This window comes from Cognatiluteimonas sedimenti, from assembly GCF_022808325.1.
Classification (GTDB): Bacteria; Pseudomonadota; Gammaproteobacteria; order Xanthomonadales; family Xanthomonadaceae; genus Cognatiluteimonas; species Cognatiluteimonas sedimenti.
In genome coordinates, this window is record NZ_JALGCL010000001.1 from 576904 (window position 1) to 596264 (window position 19361).

A 19361-nucleotide genomic window follows, 5' to 3' on the forward strand; every position below is an offset into this window, starting at 1 on the left:
GAATGGACCTGAACCTCAGTGGCAGGCACGCGCTGGTTTGCGGTGCGTCCGAGGGCATCGGCCGCGCCGCCGCGCACGAACTCGCGCTGCTGGGCGCAGACGTCACCGTGCTCGCGCGTCGCGCCGAGGCGCTGCAGGAGGTCGTGGCCGCCCTGCCCCGCGCCGGCGCGCAGCAGCAGCACGGCTGGATCGCCGCCGACGTGTCGCAGACGCAGGCCCTGCGCGCGCAGGCCGAGGCGCTGGCCGCGGGCAAGCCGGTGCATGTCCTGGTCAACAACACCGGCGGCCCGCCCGGCGGGCTGGCGCATGCGGCCGCGCTCGAGGCCTTCCTCGATGCATTCAACAAGCACCTGGTCGCCAACCAGGTCCTCGTGCAGGCGCTGCTGCCCGGCATGCGCGCGGCCAGCTGGGGCCGCATCGTCAACGTGATCTCCACCTCGGTGAAGGAACCGATCGCCAACCTCGGCGTCTCCAACACCGTCCGCGGCGCGGTCGCCAGCTGGGCCAAGACCCTGTCGCGCGAACTGGCGCCGTACGGGATCTCCGTCAACAACGTGCTGCCCGGCTACACCGAAACCGGCCGCATCGCGCAGATCGTCCGCGACCGGACCCAGGCCTCCGGGCAATCCGCGGACGCGGTACTCGCCGGCATGCGCGCCCACGTGCCCGCCGGGCGCTTCGCGCAGCCGGAGGAGATCGGCGGCGTGATCGCCTTCCTGTGCTCGCCGGCGGCAGGCTACGTCAACGGGGTTTCGCTGGCGGTGGACGGCGGCCGGATGCATTCGATATGAGCGGGCCGTTGGCAACTGCCACCACCACGCCGGCCCGCGATGCCGAACGCGTGCCGTTCGCCGCGCGGCTGCTGGTGGTGCGCGGCGAACAGGCCTGGTTCGCAAGTTTGCACGACCTGTCGGTCGGCGGCTGCGGCATCTTCCGGCCGCCGGGCTGCGACCTGCGCGAAGAAGAAGTGGTGCGGCTGTTCTTCCACCAGGATGGCGACCCCGTCGCGGTGATCGTGCCCGGCCGCGTGGCGCGGGTCACCGAGGGCCACGTCGGCATCGAGTACCACGAGGCGCAGGCCATCCCACCGTGCAATCCGGGCTGCTGAGGGCTGGAGTCCCCGCGGCCGGCCAGGCGCGGCACGATTGCACCCTGCCTTCAACCGGGCCGCCGCGTTAAGCTAGTGCGATGCGCCTCACGCACTGGATCGACGGCGAAGCACGCGAAGCGGCCGGCGGCCGCTGGCTGGAAGTCTTCGATCCGGCCACCGGCAAGCCGTTCGCCGAGGTCGCGCGTGGCGACGACGCCGATGTCGAGGCCGCCGTGGCGGCCGCGCAACGCGCCTTCCCGGAATGGTCGGCGCTGCCCAACTTCGAACGCGCGCGCTGGCTGGAAAAACTCGCCGATGCGCTCGAGTCGCGGCTGGAGGATTTTGCCCACGCCGAGTCTCGCGACGGCGGCAAGCCGCTGCGCCTGGCGCGCGAGATCGAGATCCCGCGCGCGGTCAGCAACCTGCGCTTCTTCGCCCACGCCGCAACCCAGTTCGCCAGCGAGTCGCACCATGGCCAGGCGGGACTGAACTACACCCTGCGGCAACCGCTGGGGGTGGTGGCCACGATCTCGCCGTGGAACCTGCCGCTGTACCTGTTCACCTGGAAGATCGCGCCGGCGCTGGCGGCGGGCAACACGGTGGTCGCCAAGCCCTCGGAGGTCACGCCGCAGACCGCGACCATGCTCGCCGCACTGGCCGCGCGCATCGGCTTCCCGAAAGGCGTGCTCAACATCGTCCACGGGCTTGGGCCCGAAACCGGCGAGCCGCTGCTGTCGCACCCGGACGTCAAGGCGATCTCGTTCACCGGCAGCACCGCGGTGGGCCGCCGCATCGCCGCCGTTGCGGCGCCGCAACTGAAGAAGCTGTCGCTGGAACTGGGCGGCAAGAACCCCACGCTGGTGTTCGCCGACAGCGACTGGCGCGCGCAGTTGCCGACGATCGTGCGCTCGGCATTCCAGAATTCCGGGCAGATCTGCCTGTGCGGCTCGCGCATCCTGGTCGAACGTTCCATTTACGCGGAATTCCGCGACGCCTTCGTCGAGCGCGCGCTCGCGCTGCGGGTGGGTGACCCGATCGACGGCGACAACGACCTCGGGCCGCTGGTGTCGCAGGCGCACTTCGACAAGGTCATGGCCGCGATCGCGCGCGCCCGCGATGAGGGCGGCACGATCCTGTGCGGCGGCAGCGCCCTGCAGCGCCCCGGCTGGTTCGTGGCCCCCACCGTGATCGAGGGCCTCGGCCCGGATTGCGCGAGCAACCGTGAAGAGATCTTCGGGCCGGTGGCCACGCTGCAGGCCTTCGACAACGACGACCAGGCGCTGGCGCTGGCCAACGACGGGGACTACGGCCTGGCCGCCTCGCTGTGGACCCGCGACCTCGACCGCGCCCACCGCTTCGCCGCGCGCCTGCGCACCGGCATCGTCTGGATCAATGCCTGGCTGATGCGCGACCTGCGCACGCCATTCGGCGGCATGGGCCAGTCCGGCCTCGGCCGCGAAGGCGGCAGCGAGGCCATGCGCTTCTTCACCGAGCCGCGCAACATCTGCATCGCCCTGCCCCCATCGCCATGAGCCTCGCATGAAGAAAGAACTCGCAACGCTGCTGCGCAACAACCGCGAATGGGCCGATGCGGTCCGCCACGAAGACCCGGACTTCTTCCAGCGGCTCTCCCAGCAGCAAGCGCCGGCCTACCTGTGGATCGGCTGCTCCGACTCGCGCGTGCCGGCCAACCAGATCATGGGCCTGGCGCCGGGGGAGGTGTTCGTCCACCGCAACATCGCCAACGTGATGGTGCATACCGACCTCAACTGCATGTCGGTGATCCAGTTCGCCGTGGACGTGCTCAAGGTGCGGCACATCCTGGTGGTCGGCCACTACGGCTGCGGCGGCGTCGGCGCCGCGCTGCACGGCACCCGCGTCGGCCTGGCCGACAACTGGATCCGCCATGTCGGCGACGTCGCGCAGAAGCATGCGGCGCTGCTCGATTCGATCCCGCCCGGGCAGCGCCACGATGCTCTCTGCGAGCTCAATGCCATCGAGCAGGCCGAGAACGTGTGCCTGACCACGGTGATCCGAGATGCCTGGGCGCGCGGCCAGCAACTGGTGGTGCATGGCTGGGTCTACAGCCTGGCCGACGGCGTGGTGCGCGAACTGGCCATGGACGTGGACTCGCCCGAGGCGCTGGACGCGGTGTACGCGCAGGCGCTGTCGCAGGTGCGCGCCCGGCACGGGGTCGCGGCATGAGCCAGGGGATCCACGCAGCCGCGGCGCCGAAGGCAGTCGGCAGCTATCCGCACGCGCGCCGGGTCGGCAACCTGCTGTTCCTGTCCGGGATCGGCCCCCGCGACCCGGTCAGCAACGAGATTCCCGGCAACGTGCAGTTCGCCGACGGCCGGGTGCAACGCTACGACATCCAGGCGCAGGCGCGCGCGGTGTTCGCCAACGTGCGCGCGGTGCTGGAGGCCAGCGGCGCGCGCTGGGAGGACCTGGTGGACGTGACCGTCTACCTCACCGACATGCTGCGCGACTTCCGCCCGTACAACGAAGTCTGGGCCGAGCAGTTCCCCGACCCGGCGACTGCGCCCTGCCGCACCACCGTCGGCATCACCGCGCTGCCGACGCCGATCGCGATCGAGCTGAAGTGCATCGCGCAGCTGAAGGAGGCCCGGTGAGGATCCTGGTTGCGGCCGTACTACTGCTGTTCGCTGGCGCGCTCGCGGCGACCGACGCGCCCGTGGCCGCACCGCTCGTGGAAAACGCGAAGCTTGCGACACTGTTCGCACAGGACCAGGCGGCGCGCTCGGGCTCCGACATCGACTGGGCCGCGATGTCGAAGGCTGACGCCGCGCGCCGCGAACAAGTGCAGGCCATGCTTGCCGCCGGGACCGTGCGCAGCGCGAACGACTACTACCACGCCGCGATGGTGTTCCAGCACGGCGACACCCTGGCGGACTTTCGCCTGGCCAATGCCCTCGCGACGCTGGCCATGCAACTGGATTCCGGCAACGAGCACTACCGCTGGCTGGCCGGCGCAAGCTGGGACCGCCTGCTGATGCGGCAAATGCAACCGCAGTGGTACGGCACCCAGTACAAGGGGGACGCCAGGGGCATGTACCTGTTTCCCGTCGCCAGCGATGCCGTGAGCGACGCCGAACGCACGGCGATGGTCGGGCATACGCTGGCCGAATCCCTTGCCCACCTGGCCACGGCGGCCAGCGAGATGGGTTTGCCAGTGCGGAATCCCGCGCCCACCCTCGAGACGCTGCGGGAAGAAGCCGCGGCCGCAAACCTGGACCACTGACCATGCTGCCAGCCCCGATCAACCTCCAGGCCTGGATCGAGGAACACCGCCACCTGCTCAAGCCGCCGGTCGGCAACAAGGTCGTGCACGACGGTGATTTCATCATCATGGTGGTCGGCGGTCCCAACCAGCGCACCGACTACCACTGGGACGAAGGCGCGGAGTGGTTCTACCAGCTCGAGGGCGAGATGGTGCTTCGCATCCAGGAGGACGGCGCGGTGCGCGACATCCCGATCCGCGCCGGCGAAGCCTTCCTGTTGCCGCCGCGGGTGCCGCATTCGCCGCAGCGGATGCCGGAATCGGTCGGACTGGTGATCGAGCGCAAGCGGCTTGCGCACGAGGACGACGGCCTGCTGTGGTTCTGCGAGCGCTGCAACGCCAGGGTGTACGAGGAGTACTTCCACCTGCACGACATCGAGACCGACTTCCCGCCGGTGTTCGACCGCTTCTATTCCTCGCCCGAGCACCGCACCTGCAAGGCCTGCGGCCATCTCAACCCGGCGCCGGCGCGGTACACGATGCCGGATACCTGAGGCCCCCGGGCATGTGGCGTTCGCTGCTGGCGCTGAAGCCGCGCGACGTCCCGCTGCGGGTCGCCCTGCGCAACACCCTGGCGATCGTCGCGCCCCTGGCGATCGGCATCGCCAGCGGGCACGTCGGCGCCGCGCTCGCGGTCGCGACCGGCGCGCTCAACACCATGTTCACCGACCAGCCGGGGCCGTACCGGCTCCGGCTGCAGCGCATGCTGCTGGCGGCGCTGGCCGCCGGTGCCGCCGCGCTGCTCGGCATCCTGATCGGCGGCCACTTCGGATGGTTCGTGCTGTGCGCATTGCTGCTCGCATTCGGTGCCGGCCTGCTGGTGGCGCTGGGGCCGCTGGCGGCACGGGTCGGCCTGACCAGCGTGATCGTCATGCTGGTGAGCGCGAGCATGGGGATCGCGCCGCGCGCCGCGCCCGGCGTGGCCGCGCTGATCTTCGCCGGTGGCGCGCTGCAGATGCTGCTGGCGATCGCGGCCTGGCCGCTCCAGCGCTACCGGCCCGAGCGCTTCGCGATCGCCGAGGTGCTGCGGCAACTGGCCGCCACTGCCCGCGCCCGCCCCGATGCCGCGCAGCTGCCGGCGGTGTCGCAGGCCGCGATGGACGCGCTGGTGCTGCTGCACGGCGACCATCGCTCGCGCGGCGAGGCGATGCGCGCGTTCCGGGTCATCGCCGAGGTGTGCGAGCGCGCCCGCATCGACCTGCTGGCGCTCAGCGACCTGCATGCGCGGCTGCAGGCGCCAGGCCTGCGCACGACGGTCGCCGACCTGCTGGGGGAGGCCGCGGGCGTACTGGACGCCTGCGCCGAGGCCATGCACCACGCGCAACCGCCCGCGGCCGCGGAGCCGGCGCTGGCCGCGTTCGACGCCACGACGGCGGCGTTGCCGGCGCTTGCGGCGGGCAGCCGCGGCGACGACGCGCGCCTGTTGCGCATCGCGCAGGCCCGCGCCGACAGCCTGGGCGGCCAGTTGCGTGCGCTGTGCCGCAACGCCGCCAGCGCCAGCAGCCGCGGCGAGATCCGCAGCCAGCGCGCCGAGGCAAGGCTGCCAGCAGCGCTGCGCAGCGCCGCCGCGCTGCCGACGCTGCGCGCCAATCTCGGGCTGGGCTCGGTCGCGTTCCGGCATGCGCTGCGCTGCGCCGCCTGCGTCGCGCTCGCGGCCGCGGCCGAACGCCTGCTGCGGTTGCCGCACGGGGTCTGGATCCCGATGACCGCCGCGATCGTGCTCAAGCCCGATTTCGGCGGCACCCTGCGCTTCGGGGTGCTGCGCGTGGCCGGCACGCTCGCCGGCCTGCTGCTGGCCACGCTGCTGGCCCACTGGGCGATGGGCGACGCGTGGCTGCGGCTGGGCCTGCTGGCGGCGCTGTGCATCGGCTTCCGGCTGACGGTGACCGTGCACTACGGCATCGGCGTGGCCCTGCTCACCGGCCTGGTGGTGGTGCTGCTGTCGTTCGAAGGCATGGCTCCGGCCGATGCGATCCACGCGCGCGTGGTCGCCACCCTGGCCGGCAGCGCGCTTGCGCTCACGGCCTATGCGCTTTGGCCTACCTGGGAAGGCCGGCGCCTGCCGGCCATGCTGGCCGCCCTGGTGGACGCCTACCGCCTCCACCTGGACGCGGTGCTCGCCGGGCGCATGGGCGACCTCGCCGATACCCGTGCCGCTGCGCGTCGCGCGCGCAGCAATGCGCAGGCCTCGCTCGACCGCCTGCGCGGCGAGCCCACGCGCCGGCGCTCGCTGCAGCAACTGCGCCAGGCCGAAGCCCTGCTCGCCAACGCCAGCCGGCTGGTGCGCGCCGGCGTGGCGCTGGAAGCGCTGCTGCGCGACGGCGCCACCCTGCCCCAGCGCGACGCTGTCGCCGGGTTCGCGGCCCGCGCCGACCGGGTCCTCGCCGCCATCGCCACGGCGCTGCGCGAGCCCCGGCACACCGATGTGCCCTCGCTGCGTCCGCAGGAACGCCGTCTCGCGCTCGCCTTGGCCGAAGCCGTCACCGGCCGTGATCCGGTTGCGCTGGCCGTCGCCGACGCCGCGGACCGCATCGCCGACAGCACCGACACCCTGGCGCACCTGCTGCGCGCGGACGCGCCGGCGCCTGCTGGTTAAACTGGGGCCATGCTCAAGATCGACGTCCACGCCCACTACCTGCCGCGCGACTGGCCCGACCTCGCCGCCAAGTACGGCGACAACCGCTTCCCGGTGATCCACCACGGCGACGACGGCCGCCACCGGATCTACAAGGATGGCAAGTTCTTCCGCGAGATCTGGCCCAAGACCTGGGACCCGGACGAGCGCATCGCCGACTACGCGCGCTTCGGCGTGCAGGTGCAGGTGATCAGCACGGTGCCGGTGATGTTCAGCTACTGGGCCAAGGCCAACCAGGCGCTGGCGTTGCACACCGCGCTCAACGACCACATGGCCGAAACCTGCCGCGCCTATCCGCGCCACTATGCCGGCATCGGTACGGTGCCGCTGCAGTCGCCGCGGCTGGCGGTGCAGGAGCTGGAGCGCTGCGTCGACCAGCTCGGGCTGCAGGGCGTGCAGATCGGTTCGCACGTGGAAACGCCCGACGGCGGCAACTGGAACCTGGACGCGCCGGAGCTGTTCCCGTTCTTCGAGGCCGCCGCCGAACTTGGGGCGGCGATCCTGGTGCACCCCTGGGACATGATGGGTACCGACACCATGCCCAAGTACTGGCTGCCATGGCTGGTCGGGATGCCGGCCGAACAGTCGCGCGCGGCCTGTTGCCTGGTGTTCGGCGGCGTGCTGGAGCGGTTGCCGAAACTCAAGGTCTGCCTCGCGCATGGCGGCGGTTCGTTCCCCTACACCATCGGCCGCATCGAGCACGGCTTCAACATGCGCCCGGACCTGGTGGCCACCGACAACTTCCGCAACCCGCGCGACTACCTCAAGCGCATGTACTTCGATTCCTGGGTGGCCGACGACCGCGCCCTGCGCTACCTGCTCGACGTCGCCGGCGCCGAGCGGGTGATGCTGGGCACCGACTACCCGTTCCCGCTCGGCGAACAGGTGCCCGGCGCCGGCATCGACGCACTCGGGCTCGATCCCGCCGGGCAGCAGCAGCTGTACCACGGCACCGCGCTGGAATGGCTGGGCCTGCCGGCGTCGCGGTTTGCGTCGTAGCCGCCTTCGACAGGTTCGCGACAGGCGTGCGGGCGCGAATGCCTTCCGCATCGCCGCAATGGCAACACACAGCTCGCGGCTGAAGCCGCTCCTACAAGAACAAGACCCATGACCGAGCTTGCCACCGACGCATATGCACTGGCCCAGGACGCCGCCGATCCGTTGTCGGCGCTGCGCGGCCAGTTCCACCTTCCACGCCATCGCGATGGCGAACAAGCCTATTTCTGCGGCAATTCGCTCGGCCTGCAGCCCATGGGCGCGCGCGCGGTGGTCGACGAGGTGATGGACAAGTGGGCGCGCGAGGCGGTCGAGGGGCATTTCCTGCAGCCGGCACCGTGGATGCCGTACCACGAACTCGTCCGCGACGGGCTCGCGCAGGTGGTCGGCGCGCAGCCAACCGAGGTGGTGGCGATGAACTCGCTGACCGCCAACCTGCATCTGATGATGGTGGGTTTCTACCGGCCCACGCGCGAGCGACCGGCGATCCTGATGGAAGCCGGCGCGTTCCCGTCCGACCGCTACGCGCTGGAATCGCAGGTGCGCTTCCACGGCTTCGACCCGGCGACCGACCTGATCGAGGTCGAGCCGGATGCAGCCGAGGGCACCTTTTCGATGACGGCGATCGAGCGCGCGATCGCCGTGCACGGTCCACGGCTGGCGCTGGTGCTGTGGCCAGGCGTGCAGTACCGCACCGGGCAGGCCTTCGACCTCGCCGAAATCGCGCGGCTGGGCCATGCCGCGGACGCGGTGGTCGGCTTCGACCTCGCCCACGGCGTCGGCAACCTGCCGCTGCGCCTGCACGACGCCGATGCCGACTTCGCGGTCTGGTGCCACTACAAGTACATGAACTCCGGACCCGGCGCGGTCGGCGGCTGCTTCGTGCATGCGCGCCATGCCAACACCGGCCGTCCGCGTTTCGCCGGTTGGTGGGGCCATGACCAGTCCTCGCGCTTCCGCATGGGTCCGGACTTCGTGCCCACGCCCGGCGCCGACGGCTGGCAGCTCAGCAACCCGCCGATCCTCGGGCTGGCGCCGCTGCGCGCGTCGCTGGACCTGTTCGCGCGCGCGGGCGGCATGCAGGCGCTGCGCGAGCGCTCGCTGCGGCTCACCGGCTACCTGGAAGCGCTGATCGACCAGCGCCTGGCCGACACCCTGCGCATCGTCACCCCGCGCGATCCCGCGCAACGCGGCGCCCAGCTCTCGCTGCGCGTGGCCGGCGGCCGCGAACGCGGCCGCGCGCTGTTCGAACACCTGGAAGCCAACGGCATCGTCGGCGACTGGCGCGAACCCGACGTGATCCGCATCTCGCCCGCCCCGCTCTACAACAGCCACGCCGACATCCTGCGCTTCGTGCGCGGCGTCGAGGCCTGGCGCGGGGAAAGCCGGTGAAGCCGGAGGGCTCGCTCACCATCGTCGGCGCCGGGCTTGCGGGCGCGCTGCTGGCGACCCTGCTGGCGCGCCGTGGCTGGCAGGTGGACGTGTTCGAACGCCGCGGCGACCCGCGCCTGTTCGGCTACGCCGGCGGGCGCTCGATCAACCTTGCGCTGGCAGAGCGCGGCCTGCATGCGCTGCGCCAGGCCGACGCCGATGGCGCGGTGCTGGAACGCGCGGTGATGATGCGCGGGCGCATGGTGCACCCGCTGCATGGGCAGCCGCAGCTGCAGCGTTACGGCCGCGACGACAGCGAAGTGATCTGGTCGGTCAGCCGCGGCGAGCTCAACGTCAGCCTCATCGATGCCGCCGAAGCCGCCGGTGCGCGGCTGCATTTCGACCGCGGCCTGGAGTCGGTCGATTTCGCCGCCCACAGTGCCCGTTTCCGCGGCGACGCACGACCGCATCCGTTCACCGCCCTGCTCGGCTGCGACGGCGCCGGGTCCACCCTGCGCGCGCAGATGGCGCGCCATGCCGACCTCGGCGAGCGCACGGACTGGCTGGAGCACGGCTACAAGGAGCTGGAAATCCCCCCGGCGCGGGACGGCGGCTTCCGGATCGAGCCGAACGCACTGCACATCTGGCCACGCGGCCGCTACATGTGCATCGCCCTGCCCAACGACGAGAAGACGTTCACCGTCACCCTGTTCATGGCGCTGCACGCCGATGGCAGCGGCGACCCGGATTTCGATTCGGTCGCCAGCGGTGCGCAGGCGCGTGCACTGTTCGAACGCGAGTTCGCCGACACCCTGCCGCTGATCCCGGAGCTGGAGCACGACTACGAAGCCAATCCGACCGGCAGCCTGGCCACCCTCCGGCTCGAACGCTGGCACCTGGGTGGCGATGCCGTGCTGCTGGGCGACGCCGCGCATGCGATGGTGCCGTTCCACGGCCAGGGCATGAACTGCGCGTTCGAGGACTGCGTGGCGCTGGCCCGGCACGTCGATGCGGCGCCCGACCTGGCCGCCGCCTTCGCCGCGTTCGCGGCGCAACGCATGCCCGATGCCGCCGCCATCCAGCAGATGGCGCTGGAGAACTACATCGAGATGCGCGACCTGGTCGACGACCCCGCCTTCCTGCTCCAGCGCGCGCTGGAACGGGCTTTGCAGGAACGCCACCCCGGCCGCTTCGTGCCGCACTACGCGATGGTGACCTTCATGCGCATCCCGTATTCGCTGGCACTGGAACGCAGCGAGGTCCAGCGCGGCATCCTGGTCGCCGCCACCCGCGGCCTGGACTCGCTCGATGGCGTGGACTGGGCGGCGGTCGATGCCGAGGTCGAGCGCCTGCTCGCCCCGCTGGTCGACGCCGCATGAGTCGCAGCCGGTGAGCCGCGCCGGTGCCAGGGTGGCTGCGGCATGAATCCCAGCTTCCTGTTCTACGACCTGGAGACCTTCGGCAGCGACCCCCGGCGTTCGCGCATCGCGCAGTTCGCCGCGATCCGCACCGACGAGGCCCTGCGCGAGATCGACGACCCGATCAGCTTCTTCGTGCAGCCGGCGGAGGACCTGCTGCCCTCGCCCGGCGCCACCCTGGTCACCGGCATCACCCCGCAGCAGGCGCTGCGCGACGGGGTCAACGAGGCCGCGGCCTTCGCCCGCATCTTCGAGGAAATGGCGCGGCCGCAGACCTGCACGCTGGGCTACAACTCCCTGCGCTTCGACGACGAATTCGTGCGCAACGGCCTGTTCCGCAACTTCCACGACGCCTACGAGCGCGAATGGAAAGGGGGCAACCGCCGCTGGGACCTGCTCGACGTGATGCGGCTGGCGCATGCCCTGCGCCCCGATGGCATCGAATGGCCACGGCGCGAGGACGGCGCCACCTCGTTCAGGCTCGAGCACCTCGCCACCGCCAATGGCGTGCGCACCGGCGATGCGCACGAGGCGCTGTCGGACGTGCGCGCGCTGATCGGGCTGGCGCGCAGGCTGCGCGAATCCCAGCCCAGGCTCTGGGAGTACGCCCTGTGCCTGCGCGACAAGCGCCAGGCGGCGCAACTGCTCGACTGCGTGGCGATGGCTCCCGTGCTGCACGTATCGCAGCGCTACCCGGCCTCGCGCCTGTGCGCGGCCGCGGTGGCACCGCTGGCGCGGCATCCGCGGATCGACAGCCGGGTGGTGGTGTTCGACCTCGACAGCGAGCCGGAGGCGGTGCTCGACCTCGACGCCGACACGATCGCCGCGCGCCTGTACCTGCGCGCCGACCAGTTGCCTGAAGGCCAGCCCCGGATCCCGCTCAAGGAGGTCCACCTCAACCGCTGCCCGGCGCTGGTCGCGTGGAGCCACCTGCGCGGGGCGGATTTCGAACGACTGGCGATCGACCCGGCACTGGCCGAATCGCGCGCCGCGCGCCTGCGCGCCGCCGGCCCGGCACTGGCCGAAAAGATCCGCCGCGTGTACGCCGTGGAGCGCGAACCGGGCGGACCCGCGGACGTGGATGCCTCGCTGTACGACGGCTTCGTCAACGACGGCGACAAGCGCCGCTGCGCCGACGTGCGGGCGACACCACCGCAGGCGCTCGCCAGCCGCGACTTCGGCTTCGCCGACACGCGCCTGCCGGAGCTGCTGTTCCGTTACCGCGCCCGCAACTGGCCGCAACTGCTGTCCGCCTCCGAGCGGCAGCGCTGGGACGACTGGCGCCGGGCCCGGCTGCAGCCAGGCTCCGGACTCGCCGACCCCGACCTGGGCGGATTCGACGCCGAACTGGCGGCGATGCGCGCACTCCACGCCGGCGACCCCGGCAAGCTGGCACTGTTGCAGGCGCTGGACGACTGGCGTGCCGACCTGCTCCCGCGCGAGCGGCCTTCGCAGGAACGGCAGTCGTAGGAAGCCGCAGTCGTAGGAGCGGCTTGCAGCCGCGAGCTCATGGGCGCCAACGCCAGCCGACCGGATGACACAGCGCGCGGCGGCGCGTCGCACGCGGGGGTTGCCGGGCCCGGTCGCCGCGCCCTCCTACAATAGCCTCCATGGCCAGCTACTTTTCCGACAAGTCCTTCCGCTTCCTGCGCGGGATCGCGCGCCATAACGAGCGCGCATGGTTCCACGCGCGCAAGGCCGACTACGAGGCGCACGTGCAGGCGCCGTTCCAGCGCCTGCTCGGCGACCTGCAACCGGCGCTTGCGGCGATCAGCCCGCATTACCGCGCCGACCCGAAAGCGGTCGGCGGCTCGCTGTTCCGGATCCAGCGCGACACCCGCTTTTCCGGCGACAAGGCGCCGTACAAGGGCTGGCAGGGCGCGCGCCTGTTCCACGAGCGCCGCCGTGAACTCGCGGCGCCGTCGTTCTACCTGCACCTGGAACCCGGCGGCTGCTTCGTCGGCGCCGGGCTCTGGCACCCGGAAACCCACACCCAGCGCCGCGTGCGCCAGTTCATCTTCGACAACCCCGGCAGCTGGGAAGCCGCCGCGCATGCGCCCGCATTCCGCCGCCGCTACGACCTGGGCAGCGACGACATGCTGGTGCGCACGCCGCACGGCTATCCATCCGACTTCGCCTTCATCGACGACCTGCGGCGCCGCAACTTCACCGCCTTCCGCGCGGTCGACGATGCCACCATGACCGGCCCGCGGCTGCGCCAGCTCCTCGAAAAGGACCTGCAGGCGCTGGCGCCGTTCGTCGATTACCTGTGCGCGTCGCTGGACCTGGAATTCTGAGCGCGGGGGGCCGGCGCCGCCCGCGCCGGACCGGTTTGGCTGGCGTGCCGCGACCACTGCGTGAAGGCCTCGCGGCGGAAGCCATACCTACAATGCAGGCTTGTCGAACGTCGCCCGGATCGCCATGAAGAAGTGGATCGCGTTGTTGCTGGTCGTGTTGCTGGTGCTGGCGGCCTACGTCGCCGCCGGTCCCTGGCTGACAGTGCGCGGGATCCGCAGCGCGATCAAGACGCAGGACGCCACGGCACTGTCGCGGCAAGTCGACTTCCCTGCGCTGCGCGCCAGCCTCAAGCACCAGCTCGGCAATCGCCTGGTCCGTGGCGTCGGCGCCGAAGCGCAGGCCAACCCGATCGCGGCGTTCGGCCTGACGATCGCCACCGGCGTGATCAGCACCGCCGTCGACGGCATGGTCACGCCGCTTGGGTTGGCCGCGGTGATGGAAGGCCGCAAGGTCTGGAAGCAGGTCGGCGACGACTTCGCCCCCCCCGATCCAGCCGCGCCGGCGCCCGAACCATTGCACGACGCGAAATACCGCTACGAGTCGCCGTCGCGCTTCACCGCCACGATCCTGGACGAGGACGCGCGGCCGCTGGTGTTCGTGCTGACCCGCGACGGGCTGCGCTGGCGCCTGACCGACATCCGCCTGCCGCCCTAGCGCGCCCCCCGCGCCCACGACATCGCATGCACGCGGCCTGGCCTAGGCTCGCGCGGATGAAGATCGCGCAGATCGCGCCGTTGTATGAAGCCGTTCCGCCCAGGCTCTATGGCGGGACCGAGCGCATCGTCGCCCACCTCAGCGACGCCCTGGTCGACCTCGGCCACGAAGTCACCCTGTTCTCGTCGGCCGACGCCCGCACCCACGCCACCCTGGTCCCGGTCCGCGACCAGGCGATCCGGCTCGACCCCGCGCCGCTGAAGTCCGACCTGGCCGCGCATCTGTCGATGCTGCATGAAGTGCGCCGGCGCGCGGACGAGTTCGACGTACTGCATTTCCACGTCGACCTGCTGCATTTCCCCCTCTTCCAGGGCCAGCCCGAACGCACCCTGACCACCCTGCACGGGCGGCTGGACCTCAAGGATCTCGCCGAGGCCTACCGCTGCTGGCCACACTTCCCGCTGGTGTCGATCTCCGACCACCAGCGCCGGCCGCTGCGCTTCGTCAACTGGCGCGGCACGGTCTACCACGGCATGCCGAAGCGCCTGTATCCGTTTTCGCCGTGCGCGGCTGGCGGCTACCTTGCGTTCCTCGGCCGGATTTCGCCGGAAAAGCGCCCCGACCGCGCCATCGCCATCGCGCGTGCCACCGGCCTGAAGTTGAAGATCGCCGCGAAGGTCGACGCCGCGGACCGCGCCTACTTCCACGAAAGGATCGAGCCGCTGCTGGACGACCCGCTGGTGGAGTTCATCGGCGAGATCGGCGACGCGGACAAGCCGCGCTTCCTCGGCGACGCGATCGCGCTGCTGTTCCCGATCGACTGGCCGGAGCCGTTCGGCCTGGTGATGATCGAGGCGATGGCCTGCGGCACCCCGGTGGTGGCCTGGAACTGCGGTTCGGTACCCGAGGTGGTGGAAGACGGCATCAGCGGGCGCGTGGTCGACTCGCTCGCGGCCGCCATCGCGGCGGTCGACGAAGTCGCCGGCTACGACCGGCAGCGCATCCGTGCCACGTACGAACGCCGCTTCTCGGCGACCGCCATGGCACGCGGCTACGAGGCGCTCTATGGGCAGCACAGTCCCGGCAACCACGTCCGCGTCCGCCACAGTGCCTGAGGGCCCGCCCCCTGCGCAGGCGGCCAGCGTGCAACCGGCGGCGACCGCTGCCTCGTTCACCACGCACGTGCTCAAGGACGGCGACAGCTTCCTGGTCGCCAATGCCTACGGCGACATCGAAGGCGACAGCGACGGCCTGTTCCACGACGACACCCGCCTGCTCTCGGTCAGTCGCCTGCGCATCGCCGGCTCGCGCCCGGAGATGCTCAGCGCTGCCGTCACCCGCGACAACGTGTTCTTCGTCGCCCACCTCACCAACCGGCCATTGCCGCCGTTGGGCGTGGACCCGGTCGCTTCGGGGCTGCTGCACGTGTCGCGCACGCGCTTCCTCAGCGGCAACCGGATGTACGAGCGCCTGCGTTTCCACAATTACGGACTGCAGCCCGTGCGCGCGCCGCTGCGGTTCGATTACGCCGCCGACTTCCGCGACATGTTCGAGGTGCGTGGCTGCGTGCGCGCCGAGCGCGGGCAACTGCTGCCGGTCGCGGTCGCGGAGGATTCGCTGGCATTTTCCTACCGCGGGCTGGACGGTCGCCTGCGGCACTCGGTGGTGGCGTTCTCGCGGTGCCCTGCGTCGATCGACGCTGGTGGCGCGGTCTTCGACCTCGAACTTCCGTCCGGGGCCCACGACGAGCTGTTCATCGAAGTCGGGCTGGTGGCGCAGGACCCGCCATCGCTGCAGCGCTACCGCAACGCGGCGGCGCATGCGCGGCACCGGATGCGCGCGCGCCTGCGCCGTGGCGCGCGCGTGCGCAGCACCGGACCGCTGTTCGCCGACTGGATGCAACGCTCGCGCGCCGACCTCGCGCTGCTGACCAGCGACCTCGCCACCGGACCGTACCCGTACGCGGGCATTCCCTGGTTCTCGACGCCGTTCGGGCGCGACGCGGTGATCACCTCGCTGCAGGTGCTGTGGCTCAACCCGGGCATGGCGCGCGGCGTGCTCTCCTTCCTCGCCCAACACCAGGCCCACGAATCCTCCGCGTTCCTCGATTCGGCGCCGGGCAAGATCATGCACGAGACCCGAAAGGGCGAGATGGCGACGCTGCGGGAGCTGCCGTTCGGCCTGTATTACGGCGGCGTCGACACCACGCCGTTGTTCGTGATGCTGGCCGGGGCCCACGCCAGGCGGACCGGCGACCTGGATTTCATCGACCGGCTGTGGCCCGCGCTGCGCGCCGCCACCGACTGGATCGAGCGCACCTGCGACGCCAGCCCGTTCGGCCTGCTCGACTACGAGCGCGGAGCGGACAGCGGGCTGTCGAACCAGGGCTGGAAGGACAGCAGCGATTCGGTGTTCCACGCCGACGGCCGCATCCCGGCCGGGCCGATCGCGCTGGTGGAGGTGCAGGGTTACGCCTACGCCGCGCTGCTGGCGATGTCGGGACTGGCGCGGCGCCGCGGCGACGAAGAGCGCGCCGCGCACTGGCAGGCGCGCGCGCGCAGGCTGCAGGCGGCGGTGGAACGGCATTTCTGGATGCCCGAACGCGGCTACTACGGCATCGCCCTCGACGGCGAAGGCGCGCTGTGCCGCGTGCGCGCCAGCAACGCGGGGCACCTGCTCTATGTCGGCCTGCCGGAACCGGCGCGCGCGGCGCAGGCGGCGGCGCAGCTCCTGGCACCGGATTTCGCCAGCGGCTGGGGGCTGCGCACGCTGGCCGAGGGTGAGGCGCGCTACAACCCGATGTCCTACCACAACGGTTCGGTCTGGCCCCACGACACCGCGCTGTGCGCCGCCGGCATCGCCCGCTGCGGCGATCGCGAGGGCGCGCTGCGGCTGCTGCGCGCCATGTTCGAGACCGCCTCGCACTTCGACATGCGCCTGCCGGAACTGTTCTGCGGGTTCGCGCGAAAGCATGGCAACGTACCGGTGTCCTACCCGGTCGCGTGCCTGCCGCAGGCCTGGGCGGCGGGCGCGGCATTCATGCTGTTGCAGGCGTGCCTGGGCGTCGAGGTCGACGGCCATGACGGGGTGATCCGCGTGCAGCGTCCCAGCCTGCCCCTGGGCGTGGACCAGGTTTCGATACGCAGGCTGGAAGTGGGAGAACGCGAAGTCGACCTCGTGTTCCAGCGCAGCGGCGGGCACGTCCTGGCCTTCACCGAAGGCCGCGACGCCGGCAGGGTGCCGGTCCACGCCCTGTAGCGGCGGGCCAGGCCTGGGGTCAGGGGTTGGCGACGCCGTGCGGTACGTGCCCGGCGGCGACGTGGTCGCGCGCCGAGTCGATGTTGTGCTGCGAATCGTCGAAGAAGATGTCGGCGCCGAACGCATCCAGGAACGGTCCCTTGGGACGGCCACCGAGGAACAACGCCTCGTCCAGGCGCACGTCCCAGTCGCGCAGGGTGCGGATCACGCGCTCGTGCGCCGGCGCCGAACGCGCCGTGACCAGCGCTGTGCGGATCGGCGAGGCCTCGCCTGGCGGGAACGCGGCCTGCAGCCGGTGCAACGCATCGAGGAAGCCGCGGAACGGCCCGCCGGACAGCGGCTCGCGCGCGCGTTCGCGCTCGTGGCGGCCGAAGGCTTCCACGCCCTGTTCGCGCGACACGCGCTCGCTCTCGTCGCCGAAGATCACCGCGTCGCCGTCGAAGGCGATGCGCAGCTGGTCGCTGCGCTGCCGGGGCGCCTTGGCCGGCAGGATGGTCGCCGCGGCGACGCCGTTCTCCAGTGCGCGCCGCACCGAATCCGGGTTGGCCGACAGGAACAGGTCGGCCCCGAACGGGCGGATGTAGGGCCAGGTCGGCGCGCCGGAGGTGAAGGTCGCGCGGCGGATGTCCAGGCCGTGGTGCTGGATCGAATTGAAGATGCGCAGCCCGGTGTCCGACGAGTTGCGCGACAGCAGGATCACCTCGACCCGTGGCGCCAGCTGGCCGTCCGCTCCCGTGGGCGCGCCTTCGTTGAGCGCCAGCAGCTTGCGCACCAGCGGAAAGGCAATCCCGGGCGCCAGCAGGTCGTCCTCGTGCGCACGCTGGAAGGCGCTGTACGCGGCGATGCCCTCGCGCTCGAACAGCCCGTGGCTGTCCTCCAGGTCGAACAGCGCCCGCGAGGAGATGGCGACGATCAGGGGCGCGGGCGGCGCTTCGGGCACGGCTTCCATGCGCGCAGTATCGGCCATCGGCATCTCCGGGGATGAGACCGCCCCCGCCGGCGCGGCTAGCCGACGCTCGCGGCGGCCGCCCCCGTCGGGTCGGCCACCGGCTGGCGCAGCCACTGCACGAAGGCATCCAGGGGCATGGCCTTCGCGAACAGGTGGCCCTGCACCACGTCGCAGTTGCGCGCGCGCAGCAGGGCGAAGGTCTGCGCGTCCTCCACGCCTTCGGCCACCACGGTCAGGCCGAAGCGGTGCGCCAGGTCGATGATCAACGCGGTGATGTCGGCGCTGGCGGTGTCGGTGAGCATGCCGCGGACGAAGGACTGGTCGATCTTCAGCTCGTCGGCCGGGATGTCCTTGAAGTACGCCAGGCAGGAATAGCCGGTGCCGAAGTCGTCGATCGAAACCTTGACCCCGAGGTCGCGGATCCGCGACAGGATCTCGAAGCTGTGCCGGGGATCGGTGACCAGCGAGCGCTCGGTGATCTCCAGCACCAGCGCGACTTCGGGCGTGCCCCACAACTGCAGCGCGTTCTCGACCATGTCGGGCAGGTCGTCGCGGGCGACCAGCTCGGCCGGCACGTTGACCGCCACCGACAGCGGACCGCCGTGCTTCCAGTTGCTGGCATGGCGCATCGCGGTGTTCAGCGCCCACATCGTCATCGCGCGGATCTGCCCGGTCTGTTCGGCGATGCGGATGAACTGCTCGGTCGGCACCAGGCCTCGAGCCGGGTGCGGCCAGCGCATCAGCGCTTCCGCGCCGATCGGCCGCAGGTCGTCCATGCGCAGCTTGGGCTGGTAGGCCAGTAACAGGTCGCCGCGCTGGATGGCGCCATCGAGCTCGATCTCCAGGTCCCAGAATTCCGAAAAACGCTGGCTGTCGTCGACCACCGGCGGAAACAGCCAGCGCAGCCCCGCCGCGCGTGCCAGCTCCAGGCTCTTTTCGGCCTGGCGCAGCAGGAATTCGGCCTGGCTGGCGTGCTGCGGGCTCAACGCCGCGCCCGCGGTCAAGGCCAGCCGCATCTTGCCCTGCCCGGCCTCGAACGGCACTTCCAGCTGCCGGAACAGCTTCTGCACCGCGAGTTCGGCATGGCCCTGGTTCATGATCCGGGTGAGCAGCAGCGCGAAGCGGTTGTCGCCGATGCGGCCGACGTAGTCCTGCTCCCGCGCCACCAAACGCAGCTGCGCGGCCACGTGCCTGAGCGCCTGGTCGCCGAAGGCGTAGCCGTGGGCACCATTGAGCCGGGCGAAACCGTCGATGTCGACCACCACCAGCGCGACCTGCGTCTGGCGGACGTTGGCGAATCCCACGTGCCGGCGCAGCAGCGACAGGAAGCTGCGGCGATTATGCAGCCCGGTCAGTTCGTCTTCGATCGTCATGCGCGCACGCGGCGTCGC

The 19361-nt window shown here is 71.2% G+C and carries 18 protein-coding genes; 16 read left to right on the forward strand and 2 right to left on the reverse strand.

The window, feature by feature from the left end:
- The first annotated feature begins 2 nt into the window (after window positions 1-2).
- From MQC88_RS02770 to MQC88_RS02845, 16 genes are all read left to right on the forward strand, one after another.
- Window positions 3-791: an SDR family oxidoreductase gene (locus MQC88_RS02770; protein WP_243319026.1), complete on the forward strand. Its 789-nt coding sequence runs from the start codon at window positions 3-5 to the stop codon at window positions 789-791.
- Between the two features lie 8 nt (window positions 792-799).
- Window positions 800-1108, forward strand: a complete 309-nt coding sequence (locus MQC88_RS02775; RefSeq protein WP_243319028.1) for a PilZ domain-containing protein — start codon at window positions 800-802, stop codon at window positions 1106-1108.
- Between the two features lie 80 nt (window positions 1109-1188).
- On the forward strand, window positions 1189-2622 hold the full coding sequence (locus tag MQC88_RS02780; protein WP_243319030.1) for an aldehyde dehydrogenase: 1434 nt from the start codon (window positions 1189-1191) through the stop codon (window positions 2620-2622).
- 7 nt (window positions 2623-2629) lie between these two features.
- A complete protein-coding gene (gene can / locus MQC88_RS02785) occupies window positions 2630-3295 on the forward strand; it encodes a carbonate dehydratase (protein WP_243319032.1) in 666 nt (221 codons plus the stop codon).
- The gene (locus MQC88_RS02790; RefSeq protein ID WP_243319033.1) at window positions 3292-3723 is read left to right on the forward strand and encodes a RidA family protein; all 432 of its coding nucleotides are present in this window, start codon (window positions 3292-3294) and stop codon (window positions 3721-3723) included. The genes can and MQC88_RS02790 overlap by 4 nt, the downstream gene beginning before the upstream one ends.
- Window positions 3720-4352 carry a hypothetical protein gene (locus MQC88_RS02795; RefSeq protein WP_243319035.1) on the forward strand — a complete coding sequence of 211 codons (633 nt, stop codon included), beginning with the start codon at window positions 3720-3722 and terminating at the stop codon, window positions 4350-4352. The genes MQC88_RS02790 and MQC88_RS02795 overlap by 4 nt, the downstream gene beginning before the upstream one ends.
- A gap of 2 nt (window positions 4353-4354) precedes the next feature.
- A complete protein-coding gene (locus MQC88_RS02800) occupies window positions 4355-4885 on the forward strand; it encodes a 3-hydroxyanthranilate 3,4-dioxygenase (RefSeq protein WP_243319037.1) in 531 nt (176 codons plus the stop codon).
- An 11-nt stretch (window positions 4886-4896) separates the two neighbouring features.
- Window positions 4897-6987, forward strand: coding sequence for an FUSC family protein (locus tag MQC88_RS02805; protein WP_243319039.1), 2091 nt, complete (start codon window positions 4897-4899; stop codon window positions 6985-6987).
- 9 nt (window positions 6988-6996) lie between these two features.
- The gene (locus MQC88_RS02810; protein WP_243319041.1) at window positions 6997-8025 is read left to right on the forward strand and encodes an amidohydrolase family protein; all 1029 of its coding nucleotides are present in this window, start codon (window positions 6997-6999) and stop codon (window positions 8023-8025) included.
- Between the two features lie 108 nt (window positions 8026-8133).
- On the forward strand, window positions 8134-9414 hold the full coding sequence (kynU, locus tag MQC88_RS02815; protein WP_243319044.1) for a kynureninase: 1281 nt from the start codon (window positions 8134-8136) through the stop codon (window positions 9412-9414).
- A complete protein-coding gene (locus tag MQC88_RS02820) occupies window positions 9393-10772 on the forward strand; it encodes an FAD-dependent oxidoreductase (RefSeq protein ID WP_243320232.1) in 1380 nt (459 codons plus the stop codon). The genes kynU and MQC88_RS02820 overlap by 22 nt, the downstream gene beginning before the upstream one ends.
- A gap of 42 nt (window positions 10773-10814) precedes the next feature.
- Complete coding sequence (gene sbcB, locus MQC88_RS02825; protein WP_243319047.1) at window positions 10815-12281, forward strand: exodeoxyribonuclease I; 1467 nt, start codon at window positions 10815-10817, stop codon at window positions 12279-12281.
- A 140-nt stretch (window positions 12282-12421) separates the two neighbouring features.
- Window positions 12422-13108: a DUF2461 domain-containing protein gene (locus tag MQC88_RS02830; RefSeq protein ID WP_243319049.1), complete on the forward strand. Its 687-nt coding sequence runs from the start codon at window positions 12422-12424 to the stop codon at window positions 13106-13108.
- A gap of 100 nt (window positions 13109-13208) precedes the next feature.
- Window positions 13209-13763, forward strand: coding sequence for a DUF2939 domain-containing protein (locus tag MQC88_RS02835; protein ID WP_243319051.1), 555 nt, complete (start codon window positions 13209-13211; stop codon window positions 13761-13763).
- Between the two features lie 56 nt (window positions 13764-13819).
- Entirely contained in the window at window positions 13820-14878 is a 1059-nt protein-coding gene (locus MQC88_RS02840; protein ID WP_243319053.1) for a glycosyltransferase family 4 protein, read from the forward strand.
- A 28-nt stretch (window positions 14879-14906) separates the two neighbouring features.
- Window positions 14907-17021, forward strand: coding sequence for an amylo-alpha-1,6-glucosidase (locus MQC88_RS02845; protein ID WP_243319055.1), 2115 nt, complete (start codon window positions 14907-14909; stop codon window positions 17019-17021).
- Between the two features lie 19 nt (window positions 17022-17040).
- Here MQC88_RS02845 and MQC88_RS02850 read toward each other — a convergent pair whose 3' ends face one another.
- On the reverse strand, window positions 17041-17970 hold the full coding sequence (locus MQC88_RS02850; RefSeq protein ID WP_254713230.1) for a 5'-nucleotidase: 930 nt from the start codon (window positions 17968-17970) through the stop codon (window positions 17041-17043).
- Window positions 17971-18026: 56 nt separating this feature from the next.
- Window positions 18027-19343, reverse strand: coding sequence for a putative bifunctional diguanylate cyclase/phosphodiesterase (locus MQC88_RS02855; RefSeq protein WP_243319057.1), 1317 nt, complete (start codon window positions 19341-19343; stop codon window positions 18027-18029).
- Between the last annotated feature and the right edge of the window lie 18 nt (window positions 19344-19361).